Source organism: Paraburkholderia sp. J7 (assembly GCF_905220155.1).
Classification (GTDB): domain Bacteria; phylum Pseudomonadota; class Gammaproteobacteria; order Burkholderiales; family Burkholderiaceae; genus Paraburkholderia.
In genome coordinates this window covers 1-17,099 of record NZ_CAJMYZ010000050.1, presented here as the reverse complement: position 1 = coordinate 17,099, position 17,099 = coordinate 1, and the positions used below count along the sequence as shown (strand labels likewise).

At 65.7% G+C, this 17,099-nt stretch carries 18 protein-coding genes; 12 read left to right on the top strand and 6 right to left on the bottom strand.

The window, feature by feature from the left end; genetic code table 11:
- The first annotated feature begins 31 nt into the window (after positions 1-31).
- Positions 32-952 carry a 5'-nucleotidase gene (locus U5A58_RS39795; RefSeq protein WP_321916715.1) on the top strand — a complete coding sequence of 307 codons (921 nt, stop codon included), beginning with the start codon at positions 32-34 and terminating at the stop codon, positions 950-952.
- Entirely contained in the window at positions 949-1,773 is an 825-nt protein-coding gene (gene queF / locus U5A58_RS39790) for an NADPH-dependent 7-cyano-7-deazaguanine reductase QueF (RefSeq protein ID WP_321938989.1), read from the top strand. The genes U5A58_RS39795 and queF overlap by 4 nt, the downstream gene beginning before the upstream one ends.
- A gap of 78 nt (positions 1,774-1,851) precedes the next feature.
- On the opposite strand, the gene mtgA is transcribed toward queF, so the two are convergent.
- The 5 genes from mtgA to mpl all read right to left on the bottom strand — a co-directional run bounded on the left by mtgA (position 1,852) and on the right by mpl (position 7,710).
- The gene (gene mtgA, locus U5A58_RS39785; RefSeq protein ID WP_321965375.1) at positions 1,852-2,625 is read right to left on the bottom strand and encodes a monofunctional biosynthetic peptidoglycan transglycosylase; all 774 of its coding nucleotides are present in this window, start codon (positions 2,623-2,625) and stop codon (positions 1,852-1,854) included.
- A gap of 36 nt (positions 2,626-2,661) precedes the next feature.
- Positions 2,662-3,537, bottom strand: a complete 876-nt coding sequence (aroE, locus tag U5A58_RS39780; protein ID WP_321965374.1) for a shikimate dehydrogenase — start codon at positions 3,535-3,537, stop codon at positions 2,662-2,664.
- The gene (locus U5A58_RS39775) at positions 3,534-5,660 is read right to left on the bottom strand and encodes a ribonuclease catalytic domain-containing protein (protein WP_321965373.1); all 2,127 of its coding nucleotides are present in this window, start codon (positions 5,658-5,660) and stop codon (positions 3,534-3,536) included. Before U5A58_RS39775 ends, aroE begins: the two co-directional genes overlap by 4 nt.
- Positions 5,661-5,746: 86 nt before the next feature.
- A complete protein-coding gene (locus U5A58_RS39770; protein WP_321916724.1) occupies positions 5,747-6,322 on the bottom strand; it encodes a YqiA/YcfP family alpha/beta fold hydrolase in 576 nt (191 codons plus the stop codon).
- A complete protein-coding gene (mpl, locus tag U5A58_RS39765) occupies positions 6,319-7,710 on the bottom strand; it encodes a UDP-N-acetylmuramate:L-alanyl-gamma-D-glutamyl-meso-diaminopimelate ligase (RefSeq protein ID WP_321938994.1) in 1,392 nt (463 codons plus the stop codon). The genes U5A58_RS39770 and mpl overlap by 4 nt, the downstream gene beginning before the upstream one ends.
- A gap of 247 nt (positions 7,711-7,957) precedes the next feature.
- Here mpl and U5A58_RS39760 point away from each other — a divergent pair, with 247 nt between their 5' ends.
- The 10 genes from U5A58_RS39760 (at position 7,958) to U5A58_RS39715 (ending at position 16,570) form a co-directional block, all read left to right on the top strand.
- Positions 7,958-8,602, top strand: coding sequence for a UDP-N-acetylmuramate--alanine ligase (locus U5A58_RS39760; RefSeq protein WP_321916728.1), 645 nt, complete (start codon positions 7,958-7,960; stop codon positions 8,600-8,602).
- 11 nt (positions 8,603-8,613) lie between these two features.
- Positions 8,614-9,186 carry a TlpA disulfide reductase family protein gene (locus U5A58_RS39755; protein ID WP_321965372.1) on the top strand — a complete coding sequence of 191 codons (573 nt, stop codon included), beginning with the start codon at positions 8,614-8,616 and terminating at the stop codon, positions 9,184-9,186.
- A gap of 194 nt (positions 9,187-9,380) precedes the next feature.
- Positions 9,381-9,833 carry a type II 3-dehydroquinate dehydratase gene (gene aroQ / locus U5A58_RS39750; RefSeq protein WP_042270394.1) on the top strand — a complete coding sequence of 151 codons (453 nt, stop codon included), beginning with the start codon at positions 9,381-9,383 and terminating at the stop codon, positions 9,831-9,833.
- 97 nt (positions 9,834-9,930) lie between these two features.
- Positions 9,931-10,398 carry an acetyl-CoA carboxylase biotin carboxyl carrier protein gene (gene accB, locus U5A58_RS39745; RefSeq protein WP_321965371.1) on the top strand — a complete coding sequence of 156 codons (468 nt, stop codon included), beginning with the start codon at positions 9,931-9,933 and terminating at the stop codon, positions 10,396-10,398.
- A gap of 147 nt (positions 10,399-10,545) precedes the next feature.
- Entirely contained in the window at positions 10,546-11,913 is a 1,368-nt protein-coding gene (gene accC / locus U5A58_RS39740; RefSeq protein ID WP_028214031.1) for an acetyl-CoA carboxylase biotin carboxylase subunit, read from the top strand.
- Positions 11,914-11,916: 3 nt separating this feature from the next.
- Positions 11,917-12,813, top strand: a complete 897-nt coding sequence (gene prmA, locus U5A58_RS39735) for a 50S ribosomal protein L11 methyltransferase (RefSeq protein WP_321965370.1) — start codon at positions 11,917-11,919, stop codon at positions 12,811-12,813.
- 136 nt (positions 12,814-12,949) lie between these two features.
- Positions 12,950-14,404 (top strand): zinc-ribbon and DUF3426 domain-containing protein, encoded by a 1,455-nt coding sequence (locus tag U5A58_RS39730; RefSeq protein WP_321965369.1) that lies wholly within the window; start codon positions 12,950-12,952, stop codon positions 14,402-14,404.
- A 106-nt stretch (positions 14,405-14,510) separates the two neighbouring features.
- Positions 14,511-15,011 (top strand): thiol peroxidase, encoded by a 501-nt coding sequence (tpx, locus tag U5A58_RS39725; protein WP_321965368.1) that lies wholly within the window; start codon positions 14,511-14,513, stop codon positions 15,009-15,011.
- 97 nt (positions 15,012-15,108) lie between these two features.
- Positions 15,109-16,050: a carbohydrate kinase family protein gene (locus tag U5A58_RS39720; protein WP_321916739.1), complete on the top strand. Its 942-nt coding sequence runs from the start codon at positions 15,109-15,111 to the stop codon at positions 16,048-16,050.
- Positions 16,051-16,093: 43 nt separating this feature from the next.
- Complete coding sequence (locus U5A58_RS39715) at positions 16,094-16,570, top strand: glycine zipper 2TM domain-containing protein (protein WP_321965367.1); 477 nt, start codon at positions 16,094-16,096, stop codon at positions 16,568-16,570.
- Positions 16,571-16,840: 270 nt separating this feature from the next.
- Here the strand turns inward: U5A58_RS39715 and U5A58_RS39710 are convergent.
- A partial coding sequence (locus tag U5A58_RS39710; protein WP_321965366.1) for a hypothetical protein occupies positions 16,841-17,099 on the bottom strand: 259 nt, incomplete at its 5' end.

The following is a 17,099-nucleotide window of genomic DNA, read 5'->3' as shown; positions in this document are numbered from 1 at the left end:
CCGGCTCTTCCTCGCCTAACTGGCCGCCATCGTGTCCGTTTCGCTTTCCGACAAACTCGTCGTCGCCATTTCGTCGCGGGCCCTCTTCGATTTCGAGGAGGAAAACCACGTGTTCGAGGGCGGCGACCTGCAAGCCTACGAGGCGCTACAGCGCGAGCGCCTGACCGTGCCCGCGCGGCCGGGCGTGGCGTTCGCGCTCATTCGCAAGCTGCTCGCGCTCAACAACGGCGCGCATCATGTGGAAGTCGTGATCCTTTCGCGCAGCGATCCCATCAGCGGCTTGCGCGCGTTCAGTTCGTGCCGCGAGCACGGGCTCGACATCCAGCGCGGTGTGTTCACGCGCGGGCGCGAGCCCTGGCACTACCTCAAGCCGCTCAACGCGTCGCTCTTTCTCTCCGCGAACCCGGCGGACGTGAAGAGCGCGCTCGACGCCGGCTTCCCCGCCGCACGCGTCTTTCCGGAATCGGCGACAATGGCGGAACGCAACGCGCACGAGATTCGCATCGCGTTCGACGGCGATGCGGTGCTGTTTTCCGATGAAGCCGAGCAGATCTTCCAGAGCAAGGGCCTTTCCGCCTTCGTGAGCCACGAGCGCGACAACCGCGAACTGCCGCTCGCGCAAGGCCCGCTGCAGCCGCTGCTGGCAGCGCTCAACCGTCTGCAGAAGCTCGCCGACGCGAACGCGCAAATGCGCATCCGCACCGCCCTCGTCACTGCGCGCTCCGCGCCCGCGCACGAGCGCGCAATCCGTACGCTGATGGCCTGGAACATCGAGATCGACGAAGCGATGTTCCTTGGCGGACTCGACAAAGGCCCGTTCCTGCGCGAGTTCGAACCCGATTTTTTCTTCGACGACCAGATCCGCACCTGCGAATCCGCGCGCTCGGTCACGGCCACCGGGCACGTGGCAAGCGGCGTGACCAATCTCGCTACCGAAGCCAACGCATCATGACTCCCGACCAATCTCCGCTCGGCAAGGCCTCCACCTACACCGAGCAATACGACGCCTCGCTCCTGTTCCCGATCCCGCGTGCCGCCGCGCGCGAGCAGATCGGCATTGGCGCGCAACTGCCCTTCTTCGGCAGCGACATCTGGAATGCCTACGAGCTTTCGTGGCTCAACGCGCGCGGCAAGCCGCAGATCGCGATCGCGACGTTCTTCATTCCCGCCGATTCGCCGAACATCATCGAATCGAAGTCGTTCAAGCTGTATCTGGGTTCGTTCGCGCAAACGCCGTTCGAATCGGCCGACGTGGTGCGCGACACGATCAAGCGTGACGTGACGGCGGCTTGCGGCGCATCGGTTTCGGTGAGGCTCGAGCAGCCTGGCGCGTTCGGCAAGATCCCGTTCGAGGAATTCGACGGCCTCTCGCTCGATCGCCTCGATCTCGACACGGAGATTTATCACCCGGAGCCGACGCTCCTGAAAGCGGCTTTCGACGAAGCGCCGGTCGAGGAAACGCTGATCTCGAATCTGCTCAAGTCGAACTGCCCGGTGACGGGCCAGCCCGACTGGGGCAGCGTGCAGATCCACTACGTCGGGCCGCAGATCGATCAGGCGGGCCTCTTGCGCTACATCATCTCGTATCGCAATCACACGGGCTTTCACGAGCAGTGCGCCGAGCGCATCTTCATGGACATCCTGCGCGAGTGCAAACCGGACCGGCTCGCCGTCTACGCGCGCTACACGCGGCGCGGCGGCCTCGACATCAATCCGTTTCGCACCAACTTCAACATGCCGATGCCGGATAACGCGCGGCTCGCGCGCCAGTAAGCGCGACATCGAAGCACCCTGTAGAAAGCAAAACGCGCCGCAAATGCGGCGCGTTTTTCATTGGAGGACCAGCGGGCGTCAATGCGGCAACTCAGCCGCCCCCATGCGCCGCGCGATCACTGCCGTGCGCTGCGCGAGATACGCCGAGTTGCGATGCTCGTCGAAGTACTTGGGACGCGGCAGCATCACCGCAAGCCGCGCCGACTGCCACGGCGTGAGCTTCGTCGCCGTCGTGCGGTAGTAGTAACGCGCGGCGGCTTGCGCGCCGTACACGCCATTGCCCCACTCCACCGAATTCAGATAGATCTCGAAGATGCGCTCCTTGTCGAGCAGCGCCTGCAGCATCCACGTGATGATGAACTCCTGACCTTTTCGGATATAGCTTTGCTCGCGCGAGAGGAACAGGTTGCGCGCGAGTTGCTGCGTGATGGTCGAGCCGCCACGCACGATATGGCCGCGCTTCTTGTTCTTCTCCCACGCCTGGAGGATGGCGTCGGTTTCGTAGCCGTTGTTGTTGACGAAGTTCGCGTCCTCGGACGCAATGATCGCGCGCTTCAGGTTGCGCGAAATCTGGTCGTACGGCACCCACTCGTGCTGGATCGACAGACCGGGCCGCTCGGCGGAAAGCCGCGCGGCGTCGGTGCGCATGAACGCCGTCGATTGCGGATCGACGAAGTTCCACAGCGCGATCTGCGCGAAGTAGAAGAGTTGCGTGGCGACCCACGCAATCGCGAACACCGAAACGATCCAGACGATCCAGCGCCGCGCGCCGGGACGGTTACGGGACTGCGCGCGCCGCCCGCTGCCGCTCGCGAGTGCCGCGGCTTGCGCACCGATGGCTTGCCTGCGCATGGCGTCGTCTCCGTGTTGTACGAGCGGCGCCCGGCGTTACGCGGCCTGCGCGGCCAACTGCGCACGCAATGCCGCCAGCACCGGTGCGCCCTCGGGCCGCACGCCGCGCCATACGAAGAACGACTCGGCGGCCTGCTCGACGAGCATGCCGAGGCCGTCAGCCGCGCGCGCGCCGAGTGCCTGCGCATGGCGCATGAACACGGTGGGCTGCGCGCCGTACATCATGTCGTAGGCAAGCGTGCCCGGGCCGAACGCGCGTTCGTCGCACTCGGGCAACGCTGCATCGAGACTGCCCGCCGTCGCATTCACGATCACGTCGTAGGGCTTGGGGTCAACGGCTTGCGGGCCTCCGCCGTTCAGCAGAGTTCCAAACTCGCCCGCCGCGCCTGCGAACTGCTCGATGAGCGCGTGCGCCTTGGGCGCCGTGCGGTTCACGATCGTGATCTCGCGCGGACGGCGCTCGAGCATCGGCAGCACGACGCCGCGCGCCGCGCCGCCCGCGCCAAGCAGCAGCACGCGCGCGCCTTCGAGCGAAACACCGAGGTTCACCTCGATGTCGCGCACGAGGCCGAAGCCGTCGGTGTTGTCGCCGAAGATGCCGTCCGCGTCGAAGCGCAGCGTGTTCACCGCACCCGCCGCCGCCGCGCGCGGCGAGAGCTTGTGCGCCAGCGCGTGCGCTTCCAGCTTGAACGGCACGGTCACGTTCAGGCCGCGTCCGCCCGCTGCGTGAAATGCCTGCACGTGCTCGACGAAACCGTCGAGCGGTGCGAGCAGACGGTCGTATTCGACGCGCTCGCCGGTTTGCAGCGCAAACTGCGCGTGGATGTACGGCGACTTGCTGTGCGCCACCGGGTTGCCGACAACGGCGTAACGGTCGGCGTGCACAACGGGCTTCGATTCGCTAACGCTCATGCGCGCGGCTCCGTGGCGTGCTGTTCGCTCGATTGTTCTTCTGCCGCGGGCGCATCGCTTGCCGCTTCGTCTTCGGCTTCGCCCGCTTCCGCGACGGCTTCCGCTTCGCTTTGCGCGGACTCGTCGGCGGCTTCGATCAATTCTTCGTCTTCGCCCGCATCCTCTTCCGCCTGCTCGCCGCTCGTCACGACGGGCGCGTCGAGCACGCGCAGCATGCGCACCGAAGCCTCGATGGTCAGCTCGTCGATCGACAGCACTTCCATCATCAAACGCGTACCGCGCGCGTGTACGCCAAGCGCGGGCACATGCATGAGCAGCGGCACTTCTTCAAAGCGCACGAGGTCGTCCTTCACCACGCTCGCCGGGAATTCGCGGCGCGGCTCGCCACCGCCCTCTCCGCGCATTTCCTGCTGGAGCCAGCGCAGGCACCAGAAGTACTCCATGCGGCGCTGATGGTCGGCGTAAGCGGTGTAGGTCTCGTCGAAGCCCTGCACGACGGCGAACAGATCGGCGTCCTTGGGCTTGAACGGCGCGACGAGCTTGGCGGCCACGCCATGCTCCACGCACGCGAGCAACTGCCACTGGTTCACGAGGTCCACATAGCGGCGCAGCGGCGAGGTGCTCCACGCATACTGCGCGACGCCGAGACCTTCGTGCGGCGCGGCGTTGGTCTGCATGCGCGTGCGCTTGGGGCCGCTCGGCGCGCCGAACGCACGCTGCGAGCGATAGATGCCCGGCACGCCATGATCGTGCAGGAAGGCGCCCCACGTGGAGTTCGCGAGAATCGCCAGTTCCGCGACGATCATGTCGAGCGGCGAGCCGCGCCGGCGCGGCGAGATGGTCACATGCTCGCCTTCCACGTAGAAGTTGAAGTCGGTGTTGCGCTGCACTTCGCGGCGCAGACCGTAACCCGCGCGCGCCTGCTGGCGCTTCTCGAACAGCGCCTGCGCGAACGGCCACAGCACGGCGATGTCGTCCTTGTGCGCATACTCGCCCGTGCCCGCCGCGAGCGTCTCTTCGGTCACGACCTCGTCGAGCGTGTTGTGACGCAGATTGTTCTTCACGAACACGCGCTCGGCGCGCGTTTCGGTCGCGACGATCTCCTGCGTCTCGCGGTTCACGATGCAGTAGAGCGAAAGCGCCGGGCGCAGGCCGCCTTCCTTGAGCGTGAAGGCGTCGACGAAATCGTCGGGCAGCATCGTGATCTTGTCGCCGGGCATGTAGACCGTCGAAAGACGCGTGCGCGCGATCGTATCCGCCGTGTCGCCGCGCTGGATGCCAAGCGCCGGCGCCGCGATGTGAATGCCGATGCGCACGCGGCCGTCAGCCAGATGCTCGATGGAAAACGCGTCGTCGATTTCGGTCGTCGTGACGTCGTCGATCGAGAAAGCCTGCACATGCTCGGCGGCAGTGGGCAGATCCTCGGGCAGCGTGCCCACTTCGACGGGCGGGAAGCCCGTACCGTGCGGGAAGAAGTCCGCGAGGAAGCGCGCCTCGTGCAGCGCGCGCGGCGAAGCAATACCGCCGCATTCGAGCATAAGGCGCGGCATCGAAATGCCGCGCGCGGCCGCCGCCGCTTCGAGCGCCTTGTATTCGATCGAATTCTTGTCGGGCTTCGTGAGGAGTCCGAGTGCCTTGCCCTTGAACGCTTCGGGCAACCCGCCCGCCTTCAGCTCATCTTCGTAACCGGCCTGAACCAGCGCCTGCTGACGCTTGCGCTCGAGCGAGGCCAGCGCCATCTTGAGCTGCTCTTCAGGCGCGCGCTGATACTGGCCGCGGCCCTTGCGGCGGAAGTACACGGGCGAACCGTGCAGGCGCAGCACGAGCGCGGCGCGTTCGACAGGGCCATACGTTTCGCCGAAGTACTCGCTCGCCAGCGCCGTGTAGGCGAATTCCTCTGCGGGCGCGCACTCCCAGAGGAAGTCGAGATCGATCTCCTCGGCAGCGGCATCCGCCTGCTCCAGCAGTTCGCTTGCTGCGGGCTTCTCGAACTCGATCAGCACGTCTTTCGCGCGCACCTTGGCGCGCCGCCCGCCGGGCAGTTCGACCTGGAACGCGTCGCCCTGACGCGACAGCACGCTGCCGGCCTTGAAACTGCCCGATTCCTCAAAGAAAACGTTCACTCAATACTCTCGTTCAGACTTGCTTCGACCGCCGGCGCGGCGCGCGGGCGGTGCTGTATACATATAGATATAGGCGTTCGCACGCATCAAGCGGCGTCGCAGAAACGGATCACTTCGTCGACGTAATCGGCGAACTCGCTGATGCCATGATCGCTGCCTTCGATCAGGTGTGTGGGCACACCTGGATAATGCGCGAGCATCTCGCGGTAATCGAGCACTTCGTCGCCGGTCGCGGCCATCAAATAGTAGCGCGCGGGCTGCGTCACCCTCGCGACGGCCAGCGCACGCAACTCTTCCAGATGGCGCGGTTCGACGACGATGCTGCCGCCGCCGTGCCAGAGCGGCTGCTCGCCGAGATACTTCGACAGATCGCGGTCGGGCACCACGGCGGGGTTCAGCAGCGCGGCGCGCCAGCCGTGCTTTTCCGCGAGATGCGTGGCGAAGTAGCCGCCAAGCGAACTGCCGATGAGCGTGACGCGCTCGCCCGGCTTCAACTGCGCGCCGATGTCCTGCTCGGCGAGCGCAATCGCCTCCTGCGGCGAAACCGGCAGCGTCGGGCACAGCCATTCGCCGCTGCGGCCCAGCTCAGCCATGCGCGCCGCGAGCAGGCGCGCCTTGAACGACTGGGGCGACGAACGAAAGCCGTGCAGATAGACGATCACGCCGCGCTCCGTACCGAAAGGGCATCGAGCAGCTTTTGATGCACGCCGCCGAAGCCGCCGTTGCTCATCACGAGCACCTGGTCGCCGGGGCGCGCCGCCGCGGCGACCGCCTTCACGAGCGCTTCGAGATCGTGGTACGCGCGGGCCTTTTCGCCGAGCGGCGCGAGTGCACCCGCGAGATCCCAGCCGAGCGCATCTTTGCCGCTCGGGGCGCCGTAGCCGAACACGAGGTCGGCGTCGGCGAGACTGGCAGGCAGTTGCGCCTTCATCACACCGAGCTTCATCGTGTTCGAGCGCGGCTCGAGCACGGCGAGGATGCGCGTGTTCTTGTGTCCGACGCGTGTACGCAGGCCGGCGATCGTCGTTTCGATGGCCGTGGGATGGTGCGCGAAGTCGTCGTAGACCGTCACGCCGTCCACGCTCCCGCGCACTTCCATGCGGCGCTTCACGTTGCGGAACGTGCCAAGCGAAGCCGCAGCCTGCGCGGGCGGCACGCCCACGCTGCGTGCGGCGGCAATGGCGGCGAGCGCGTTCAGGCGGTTGTGTTCGCCCTGGATCTGCCAGTCCACCACGCCCACGCGCTCGCTGTTGTGATACACGGCGAAGCGCTCGTCCACGGCCACGCCGTCTTCCGCGGGCAGCGCCTGCCAGCCGCCGTCCACGCCGAAGCGCTCCACGTCGCTCCACACGCCGCGCGTGAGCACGCGCTCGAGCGCATCCGAACGGCCATTCGTGACGATGCGGCCCACGCCAGGAATCGTGCGCACGAGGTGATGGAACTGCGTTTCGATTGCGGCGAGATCGGGGAAGATGTCGGCGTGATCGAATTCGAGGTTGTTGAGCAGCGCCGTGCGCGGACGGTAATGAACGAACTTCGAGCGCTTGTCGAAGAACGCCGTGTCGTACTCGTCGGCTTCGATCACGAAGAAGCTCGAGTCGGTCAGGCGCGCCGACACGCCGAAGTTCAGCGGCACGCCGCCGATCAGGAAACCGGGGTTCAAGCCAGCGTCTTCGAGCAGCCACGTGAGCATCGAGCTCGTGGTGGTCTTGCCGTGCGTGCCCGCCACCGCGAGCACCCACTTGTCGCGCAGCACGTGCTCGCCGAGCCACTGCGGACCCGACGTGTACGGCAAGCCGCGATTGAGGATCTCTTCCATCAGCGGGTTGCCGCGCGTGACCACGTTGCCGATCACATAGAGATCGGGATTCAGTTCGGTCTGGCTCGCGTCGTAACCCTCGATGAGGCGGATACCCTGTGCTTCGAGCTGGGTGCTCATCGGCGGGTATACGCCGGCGTCGCAGCCGGTCACCGTGTGGCCCGCGCTGCGCGCGAGCACCGCGAGTCCGCCCATGAACGTGCCGCAGATGCCGAGGATATGGATGTGCATAAGCCTGTCGCGCCGCGCGGGCGTCGTGAACGCGTCGATCGGATTGATCGGGTTGAAGGATGCAGAAGCTGGAACGGCGGCAGTCCTGCGCCGCCGCAGCAAAGACCGGTATTGTACCCGAGGCCCCGAGCCCTATTGGCTCGACCTCGGCCCGTCCACCGACGGAAAATCCCTGGCGCACCCGACAGCGGGCGCGGCTCAATGGCCAGTGCCCGGAGCCCAGGGCGATCTCTAGTATCATTGAAGGATGGTTCGCAGATCACATTTCGATCCCCAGCGCGTGCGCGAGGAAATCGCCATCGCGGCAGCAAGGATGATTGCCGAGGACGGCCTCGACTACGCCACCGCCAAACGCAAGGCAGCCCGGCAGGTGGTGGGGGAAACGCGTATCGAAGGCACCTGGCTGCCCGACAACGACCAGATCGAGGAAGAGATCCGCGAATATCAGGCCCTCTTTCAGAGCGACAGCCAGCCCGCGGTGCTGCGCCGCCTGCGCGAAATCGCGCTCGAATGGATGCAGCGGCTCCAGCCGTTCAATCCGTTCCTGACCGGCGCGGTACTCAACGGCACGGCGGGCGAGCACTCCGACATCCATCTGCAGATTTTTTGTGACAACGCGAAGGATGTCGCGATCTGGCTCCTGAATGCGAATGTGCAGTACGACGTGTCGGAAACGCGCCATTTCGCGGCGCGCGGCTTCGTGGAAACGCTCAGCTTCATGTGGCGGCCGTCACGCGCCGAGGAGCCGGTGGGCATCCACGTTGCGCTCTACAATACGGACGACTTGCGCGGCGCCGTGCGCGCCGACGCGCGTGGCAGGCTGCCACGCGCCAACGCGCAGGCCCTCCAGGCGCTGATCGACGAGAGCGGCGCCACTTCTTCCACAACCTGAAAGCGGCAGCGATGAATACGAAGCGGATTCTGGCCGGCGTGGCAGTGGCGGCAATCGCCGCAGGCGGCGGCATACTGGCTGGGCACTGGGCCACGAGCGGCAGCGCCGGCGTGGCCGACGCGGCCTCGGTGAGCAGCAATGCCACCTCGGCGAGCGGCAAGCAGAATGCGGTCAACCAGCTCTGGTCGGCGGCGGTCACGAACCCGGACGGCAAGGCGCAATCGCTCGCCATCTACAAGGGCCAGCCCATCGTGGTCAACTTCTGGGCCTCGTGGTGCGGTCCGTGCGTCGAGGAGATGCCGGAGCTTTCCGCGCTCCAGCGTGAATACGCGAAGAAGGGCATTCAGTTCGTCGGCGTGGGTGTGGACTCGGCGGCGAATATCAAGACGTTCCTCAAGAAGGTCCCCGTCGATTACCCGATCTACATCGCCGGTTTCGGCGGCGCGGACGTCGCGCGCGCGTTCGGCAACAACGCGGGTGGCTTACCTTACACGGTGGTAATCGACGCGAACGGCGCCGTTCGTGCGACAAAATTAGGACAAATCAAGCCGGACGAGCTTCGGCGCACGCTCGACGCGCTTTGACGCAGCGGATCGTCTGACAAGATCTTAAGCGCCGTATCGCTGGTTTTGCCGTGGAATTCCCGCCATTTGACTGAAGATCGGCCCAGACCTTCGCTGCAAAGCGCAGTCGGGGCCATATCCCCTTATCGGAAAACTAGACAAATTTCTCTAATCGGCGCTAAAGTTCGCGCAATTCCACGGAAAAAGAAGCGACCATGACGCGACTGCTGGTTCTGCACGGCCCCAACCTCAATCTTCTCGGCACCCGGGAACCGGAGGTGTATGGGCGCGTGACGCTGCCGCAGATCGATCAGGCGCTCTCGGACCGCGCGGCGGACGCCGGCGTCGAACTCGCGACCTTCCAGAGCAACCACGAAGGCGCGCTGGTCGACCGCATCCAGTCGGCCCGCACCGAGCAAACCGACTTCATCCTGATCAACCCGGCCGCGTACACGCATACGAGCGTCGCGATCCGGGATGCGCTGGCAGGCGTCGGCATCCCGTTCGTCGAGATTCACCTGTCGAACGTGCATCGCCGCGAGTCCTTCCGGCACCATTCGTATTTCTCCGACCAGGCCGAGGGTGTGATTTGCGGCCTCGGCTGGAAGGGTTATCTCTACGCGCTCGAATACGCGCTCGACCGGCTCGCTGCCCGGTCGGCGGCCTGATTCCTGCGCCGGATGACCGTCAATACCTGAACAACAACCCGTGTCGGGACGCGCGCGCCCCGGCACTTCACGTATTCAAAGTAAAAGGGGCTGCACCATGGATCTACGTAAGCTGAAGACTCTGATCGACCTCGTCTCCGAATCGGGCATCTCGGAGCTCGAAGTGACCGAGGGTGAAGGCAAGGTGCGCATCGTCAAGAACGCGCCGCCCGTTTACGTGCAGCCGGGCCCCGCGCAATACGCGGCACCGGCCATGGGCGCTCCGCTCGCCGCTCCCGGCCACGTCGGCGAAGCCGCCGCAGCGGCCCCCGCCGCGCCCGCCGTGCCGCAAGGCCACGTCGTGACCTCGCCGATGGTGGGCACGTTCTACCGTGCGCCGTCGCCGGGCGCCGACCCGTTCGTCCAGGTTGGCGACACGGTCAAGGAAGGCCAGACGCTGTGCATCATCGAAGCGATGAAGCTGCTCAACGAGATCGAGTCGGACGCGGCTGGCGTGGTCAAGGAAATCCTCGTCGAGAACGGCCAGGCAGTCGAATACGGCCAGCCGCTTTACGTGATCGCCTAAGCTTTTCTGCGCGCGGCGGTGGCCTTCTTGTTCGGCCACGCCGCGTTTGTCGCGTTTGGCGCCCCATGACGGCGACGCACGCGACCGATCCTCTGAGGCGTCGGCACATATGACTTGCGACGCCCTTTGATGAGTCGAATACCCACCATGTTTGAAAAAATCCTCATTGCCAATCGTGGCGAAATCGCGCTCCGCATTCAGCGCGCGTGCCGCGAACTCGGCGTCAAGACGGTCGTCGTCTATTCGGAAGCCGACAAGGAAGCCAAGTACGTGAAGCTCGCCGACGAGGCGGTCTGTATCGGCCCGGCGCCTTCGAACCTGAGCTACCTGAACATGCCCGCGCTCATCAGCGCGGCAGAAGTCACCGACGCAGAAGCGATCCACCCCGGCTACGGCTTCCTCTCCGAGAACGCCGACTTTGCCGAACGTGTGGAGCAGTCGGGCTTCACGTTCATCGGCCCGCGCCCGGAAACGATCCGCATGATGGGCGACAAGGTCACGGCGAAGCAGACCATGATCAAGACCGGCGTGCCCTGCGTGCCGGGCTCGGAAGGCGCACTGCCCGACGATCCGAAAGAAATCGTGAAGATCGCGCGCGCGATCGGCTACCCCGTCATCATCAAGGCAGCGGGCGGCGGCGGCGGGCGCGGCATGCGCGTCGTGCACACGGAAGCGGCGCTCGTGAACGCGGTCAACATGACCCGTGAGGAAGCCGGCCGTGCGTTCGGCAACCCGCAGGTCTACATGGAGAAGTACCTCGAGAACCCGCGACACATCGAGATCCAGATTCTCGCGGACTCGTTCAAGAACGCCGTGTGGCTCGGCGAGCGCGACTGCTCCATGCAGCGCCGTCACCAGAAGGTGATCGAAGAAGCGCCGGCGCCGGGCATCGCGCGCCGCCTGCTCGATCGCATCGGCGACCGTTGCGCCGATGCGTGCAAGAAGATGGGCTACCTCGGCGCGGGCACGTTCGAGTTCCTGTATGAAAACGGCGAGTTCTACTTCATCGAGATGAACACGCGCGTGCAGGTCGAGCACCCGGTCACCGAGCTGATCACGGGCATCGACATCGTGCAGGAACAGATTCGCATTGCCGCGGGCGAGAAGCTCTCGTTCCGTCAGCGCGACATTCAGTTGAAGGGCCATGCGATCGAGTGCCGTATCAACGCGGAAGATCCGTTCAAGTTCACGCCGTCGCCGGGCCGTCTCACGTCGTGGCACATGCCGGGTGGTCCTGGCGTGCGTGTTGACTCGCACGCCTACAATGGCTATTTCGTGCCGCCGAACTATGATTCGATGATCGGCAAGCTGATCACCTACGGCGCCACGCGCGAGCAGGCCATTCAGCGTATGCGCATCGCGCTCTCGGAAATGGTGGTCGAAGGCATTCAGACCAACATCCCGCTGCACCGCGAGCTGATGCTCGACGCGAAGTTCGTCGAGGGCGGCACGAGCATTCACTACCTCGAAAGCCGCCTGGCCGAACGTCAGGCAGTGAAGAAGGACGAAGCGTAATTCATGAGCTACCGGGAACTGATCGTCGAGCTGGATCGCAACCGCGCGGAGGCACTGTCCGACGCGCTGATCGAGCTTGGCGCCCTCTCGGTGTCGGTGGAAGACGCCGACGCCGACACGCCCGACGAGCAACCGCTCTTTGGCGAACCGGGCCTCACCCCCGATCGCACCGCGTGGCAGCATTCGCGCGTGATTGCGCTGATCGGCGCCGATCAGGATCCCGCCGTGCTGCTCGCGGCCGCTTCGAACGAGCTGGGGCTGACTGAAACGCCGAAGTTCTCGCTGCGCGAAGTCGAGGAGCAGGACTGGGTGCGTTTGACGCAATCGCAGTTCGACCCGATCCAGATCGGTGAGCGCATCTGGGTCGTGCCGTCGTGGCACGATGCACCGGACCCGAACGCGCTCGTGCTCGAACTGGACCCTGGCCTCGCGTTCGGCACGGGCAGCCATCCCACCACGCGTTTGTGCATGGAATGGCTCGAACAGCACGTGCAGCCCGGCAATTCGCTGCTCGACTACGGCTGCGGCTCGGGCATTCTCGCGATCCTCGCGAAGAAGTGCGGTGCGAATCCGGTGATCGGCATCGACATCGACCCGCAGGCCGTCGAGTCGGCGCGCCATAACAGCGAGCGCAACCGCGCGGAGGTCACGTATGGCCTGCCCGACGATTGCCCCGCCGGCGAGTTCGACGTCGTCGTCGCCAACATTCTGTCGAATCCGCTCAAGCTGATGGCCTCGATGCTCTCCTCGCGCGTGAAGCCGGGCGGACGCATCGCACTTTCGGGCATTCTCGCGCGCCAAGCCGAGGAAGTCGCGCAGGTGTACGCGCAGTGGATCGACATCTCGGTCTGGCGCGAACACGAAGGCTGGGTCTGCCTCGCGGGCACGCGCCGCGCATAATCCCTTCGCGTTTCGATCAGGCTCACGCGAGCCTGATCGCGCCCCAAGCGGCATGACCGAAGTCGTAGGCTGCGGTGGATTGCCAGTAGAATGCGGGTATCACCAATCCTCCGGTCTACCCAGATCTTCGGCCCACATGCTTCTGGCAACGCGCTGCCCCTTCTGTGAAACCGTATTCCGCATCCAGCCCACGCAGCTTGCCGTGCGGCGCGGCCTCGTGCGTTGCGGACATTGTCAGGAAGCGTTCGATGCGTCGGGCAGTTTGTACGAGATGCCCGAAGGCGGCGACTTCACGCGCGCCGTGCCCGTTGCTGCCGAGATCGCGGCCAGCCTGACCTCGCCGCCATCGGAGCCTGCTTCGCATGTCGCTTCACACGTTGCTTCACAGTTTGTTGCGCAGCCTGCTTTAGAGCCCGGCTCACAATCCGATTCACAACGCGATTCACAGTTTGCGCCGCAGTCCGCGTCACCGCCTGTATCACAGCCGATTTCCCAGCAAGCCGATGTCGAGCGTGCGGAGGCGAGTCAGCCTGCAGCTGCAGCGCCGTCGCAAGAACCGCCTCCGCAGCTGAGCGCCACGCCCAATTTCACGAATCGCGCGTGGGACCCGTGGGCGCCGCCCCAGGACAGCAAGCTCGATCCGCGCCTGCAATACAACGCCGACAAACTACCAGGTGCAAGCATTGCCCCTGGCGCCACGCCTGGTGTCACGCGCGGCGTCGAGTCGCGGATCATTTTCGACGACGAACCGACGCTTGCGCGCACGCCGCACGATGCACCTCACGCGCCAGCGACACCAGCAGCAGCGCCAGCCGCCGCCGCCGCACCCGTGCCGCCGCCCGAGCAACCAGCAGCCACCGAGCCCTTCCCGCCCGCCACGCGCTGGACGCGCAGCGAGCCGAACCTGGGCACGAGCGGCCCGACCGAGCCCACCTTTTCGGCCAACGAGGCATCGGCAGCGGCTCACATGAACGACCCCGAGCCCGCGCTCGGCCCTCGCGCTGGCGAACCCGCGCCCGAACCCGCATTCAGCGCGCTCTCCCCCAACGACGGCGCGTCGCCATTCGCCGTCACCCGCGAAGCGCCGGCCCGTCCGCGCGGCTCGCGCGGCCTCGTCTGGCGCATTCTCGGCACGCTCATCGCCATCGTGCTGCTCGCGCTGCTCGTCGTGCAACTCGCGTGGTGGCAGCGCGAAACGGTCATGGTCTACTGGCCCGACTCGCAGCCGCTCTATCAGCAGGCGTGCGCGCAGCTCGGCTGCCGGGTGCTGCCGCCGCGCGACATCGACGGCCTGCTGGTCGAGCCATCCGATCTGCGCCAGGTCGACAACGAGCCGCACCACCTCGAACTGAAGGTGCCGCTGCGCAACCGCTTTAACGTCGCGCTTGCCTACCCCGCCATCGAGTTGTCGCTGCTCGACCGGCAGAACAACATCGTCGTGCGGCGCGTGCTGTGGCCGCAGGACTACGTCACGCCCGGCACGTCCATCGAAGCCGGTTTGCCCGCACGCACCACGCAGACCATGATCGTGCGGCTCGACACGGGCGACGTGGTGGCGTCGAACTTCCGCATCGAAATTTTCTACCCCTGATGTTCCGTTTGTGCGCGGGCGCACTGGCGTGCCCCGCGCGTTTCCCGGCGTCCCGCTTCGCGCGGGCGCGCCATTCACCACAACATGCATTTCCGGAGAGCACATCATGAGTCAAGTCACGCTAGGCGGTAACCCGATCGACGTTGCCGGCACCTTCCCGAGCGTCGGCCAGAAGGCACCGGCGTTCTCGCTCGTCGGCAAGGATCTGAAGCCTGTCTCGCTCGCCGATTTCGCCGGCAAGCGCAAGGTGCTGAACATCGTGCCGAGCCTCGACACGCCGACCTGCGCCACCTCGACGCGCAAGTTCAACGAAGCCGCGGCCGGCCTGAGCAACACGGCCGTCGTCGTGATTTCGGGCGACCTGCCGTTCGCCGCTTCGCGCTTCTGCACGACCGAAGGCATCGCCAACGTCGTCACGGCCTCGACCTTCCGCGGCCATGAATTCGCGCAAGCCTATGGCGTGGACGTGACGAGCGGCCCGCTCACCGGCCTGACCGCGCGCGCTGTGGTCGTGCTCGACGAAAACGACAACGTCCTGCACGCCGAGCGCGTGACCGAAATCAAGAACGAACCGAACTACGACGCCGCACTCGCCGCGCTGAAGTAATCCGGCGGCGGCGCACACGAACAGAGCCTGCTTTCCGGTCGGATTCGCAGGCCGGTGCGCCGCCCCCTCTCCTACCACGCCCTACAGGAATTCCGCCTTGGCTACGCTGATCTGCGGCTCGCTCGCCTACGACAACATCATGACCTTCGAAGGTCGCTTTCGGGAGCACATCCTGCCCGAGCAGGTGCACATCCTGAACGTGAGCTTTCTCGTGCCGACGATGCGCCGCGAGTTCGGCGGCTGTGCCGGCAACATTGCGTACGCGCTGCATCTGCTCGGCGGCGACGCGCGCATCATGGCGACGCTCGGCGCAGCCGACGCGCGCCCTTATCTCGAACGCCTCGACACGCTCGGCCTCTCGAAGGCGCACGTGCGCGTGCTCGACGATACGTGGTCCGCACAGGCGATGATCACGACCGACCTCGAGAACAACCAGATCACCGCGTTCCACCCAGGCGCGATGATGCAATCACATTTGAACCGCGCCGACGAAGCGCCCGGCATCAAGCTCGGCATCGTCGCACCGGACGGCTTTGACGGCATGGTTCAGCACGTCGAGCAATTCGCGAAGGCAGGCATCCCGTTTATCTTTGATCCGGGTCAAGGCCTCCCGCTCTTCGACGGTGCGTCTTTGCGCCGCGCAATTGAACTTGCGACCTACGTAGCGGTCAACGACTACGAAGCCAACCTTGTCAGCCATCGCACCGGCTGGTCGTTCGACGAAATCGCCAGCCATGTCGACGCGCTGATCATCACGCGCGGCGAGCACGGCTCGCAGATCTACCACGGCGGCAAGATCGAGGAGATTCCTCCGGTCAAGGCCGCTCAGGTGCTCGACCCGACCGGCTGCGGCGACGCTTTCCGCGGCGGCCTGCTCTACGGCATCGAGAACGGCCTCGACTGGGCAACCACGGGGCGTCTCGCGAGCCTGATGGGCGCGCTCAAGATCGAGCATCTCGGTCCGCAGAACTACGCGCCCACGCGGGCGCAGATCAACGAACGGTTCAAGGAGGCATTCGGCTACGAACTGCCGAACTGAACGCGGGCGCCGCACACGAACGGCGCCCATTGGAGCTACGGGAATGAAAATAACGAGTCGTCTGATTGTTGCAGCTGGAGTCGCGGGGTCGCTCGCGCTGTCGGGCTGTGCCTATAACAGCAGTTCCGCCGATGTGTACACGGCCTCGCAGGCGCAGCGCGAGCAAACAGTGCGCATGGCCACGGTCGAAAGCGTGCGCGCGGTGAAGATCAGCTCGAACAACGGCCAGCCTAGCGGCCTTGGCGCGATCGGTGGCGGTGCGCTAGGCGCGGTGGCCGGCAGTCAGATCGGCGGCGGCACGGGCTCGATCGTCACTGGCATCATCGGCGGCATTGCGGGCGCCGTGGCCGGCAACGCGGTCGAGAACGGCGTGGCCATGCGCGACGGCCTCGAGGTCACCGTGCGCCTCGACAACGGCGACTACCGGGCCATCACGCAAACGGCGACCGGCGAAGTCTTCAACGCGGGCGACCGCGTGCGGCTGCTCTCGAGCGGCGGCGTGACGCGCGTCACGCACTAAAGCTTTCCCCTGTACCGCAGCGGCGCCTCGCGCCGGATGCGGAACCTCAGGCGCATGTGCTCCCCTGTGCATGCGCCTTTTTTCATGCCCGCGCGCGGCGTGAGCACGAACTCGCACCCGCGACCTCGATTATTACGAACTCCAGACGAAAAAAATCCCGTCGCGGACAACCCAGCGACGGGATCGGGATCGAGCCTTGCGCGTGACGCCGCCCGGCCCGGCCAACGAAGCGCGCGAACAATGTGGCCTGCGCGCTTCGTCTCGGACTGCTTACGGACGGCTGCCGGTCGGGAACGGCCATGCTGCGGCCGGATTCAGGGCAGTCTTGACCGTTGCTGCGGGCGCGGACGGTTGCGCAGCAGGGGCAGCAGGTGCGGCAGCGGCCTTCGCAGGTGCCTTCTTGGCAGCCTTCTTGGCGGCAGCCTTCTTCGCAGGCGCAGCCTTCTTGGCAGCAGCCTTCTTCGCAGGCGCCTTCTTGGCTGCAACCTTCTTCGCAGCGGCCTTCTTCGCCGGTGCTGCCTTCTTCGCT

Excerpts from the sequence above, each read along its gene's own strand:
- queF (WP_321938989.1), top strand. The coding sequence starts at position 949 with ATGACTCCCGACCAATCTCCGCTCGGCAAGGCCTCCACCTACACCGAG.
- mtgA (WP_321965375.1), bottom strand. The coding sequence starts at position 2,625 with ATGCGCAGGCAAGCCATCGGTGCGCAAGCCGCGGCACTCGCGAGCGGC.
- aroE (WP_321965374.1), bottom strand. The coding sequence starts at position 3,537 with ATGAGCGTTAGCGAATCGAAGCCCGTTGTGCACGCCGACCGTTACGCC.
- mpl (WP_321938994.1), bottom strand. The coding sequence starts at position 7,710 with ATGCACATCCATATCCTCGGCATCTGCGGCACGTTCATGGGCGGACTC.
- U5A58_RS39760 (WP_321916728.1), top strand. The coding sequence starts at position 7,958 with ATGGTTCGCAGATCACATTTCGATCCCCAGCGCGTGCGCGAGGAAATC.
- U5A58_RS39755 (WP_321965372.1), top strand. The coding sequence starts at position 8,614 with ATGAATACGAAGCGGATTCTGGCCGGCGTGGCAGTGGCGGCAATCGCC.
- aroQ (WP_042270394.1), top strand. The coding sequence starts at position 9,381 with ATGACGCGACTGCTGGTTCTGCACGGCCCCAACCTCAATCTTCTCGGC.
- accB (WP_321965371.1), top strand. The coding sequence starts at position 9,931 with ATGGATCTACGTAAGCTGAAGACTCTGATCGACCTCGTCTCCGAATCG.
- accC (WP_028214031.1), top strand. The coding sequence starts at position 10,546 with ATGTTTGAAAAAATCCTCATTGCCAATCGTGGCGAAATCGCGCTCCGC.
- prmA (WP_321965370.1), top strand. The coding sequence starts at position 11,917 with ATGAGCTACCGGGAACTGATCGTCGAGCTGGATCGCAACCGCGCGGAG.
- U5A58_RS39730 (WP_321965369.1), top strand. The coding sequence starts at position 12,950 with ATGCTTCTGGCAACGCGCTGCCCCTTCTGTGAAACCGTATTCCGCATC.
- tpx (WP_321965368.1), top strand. The coding sequence starts at position 14,511 with ATGAGTCAAGTCACGCTAGGCGGTAACCCGATCGACGTTGCCGGCACC.
- U5A58_RS39715 (WP_321965367.1), top strand. The coding sequence starts at position 16,094 with ATGAAAATAACGAGTCGTCTGATTGTTGCAGCTGGAGTCGCGGGGTCG.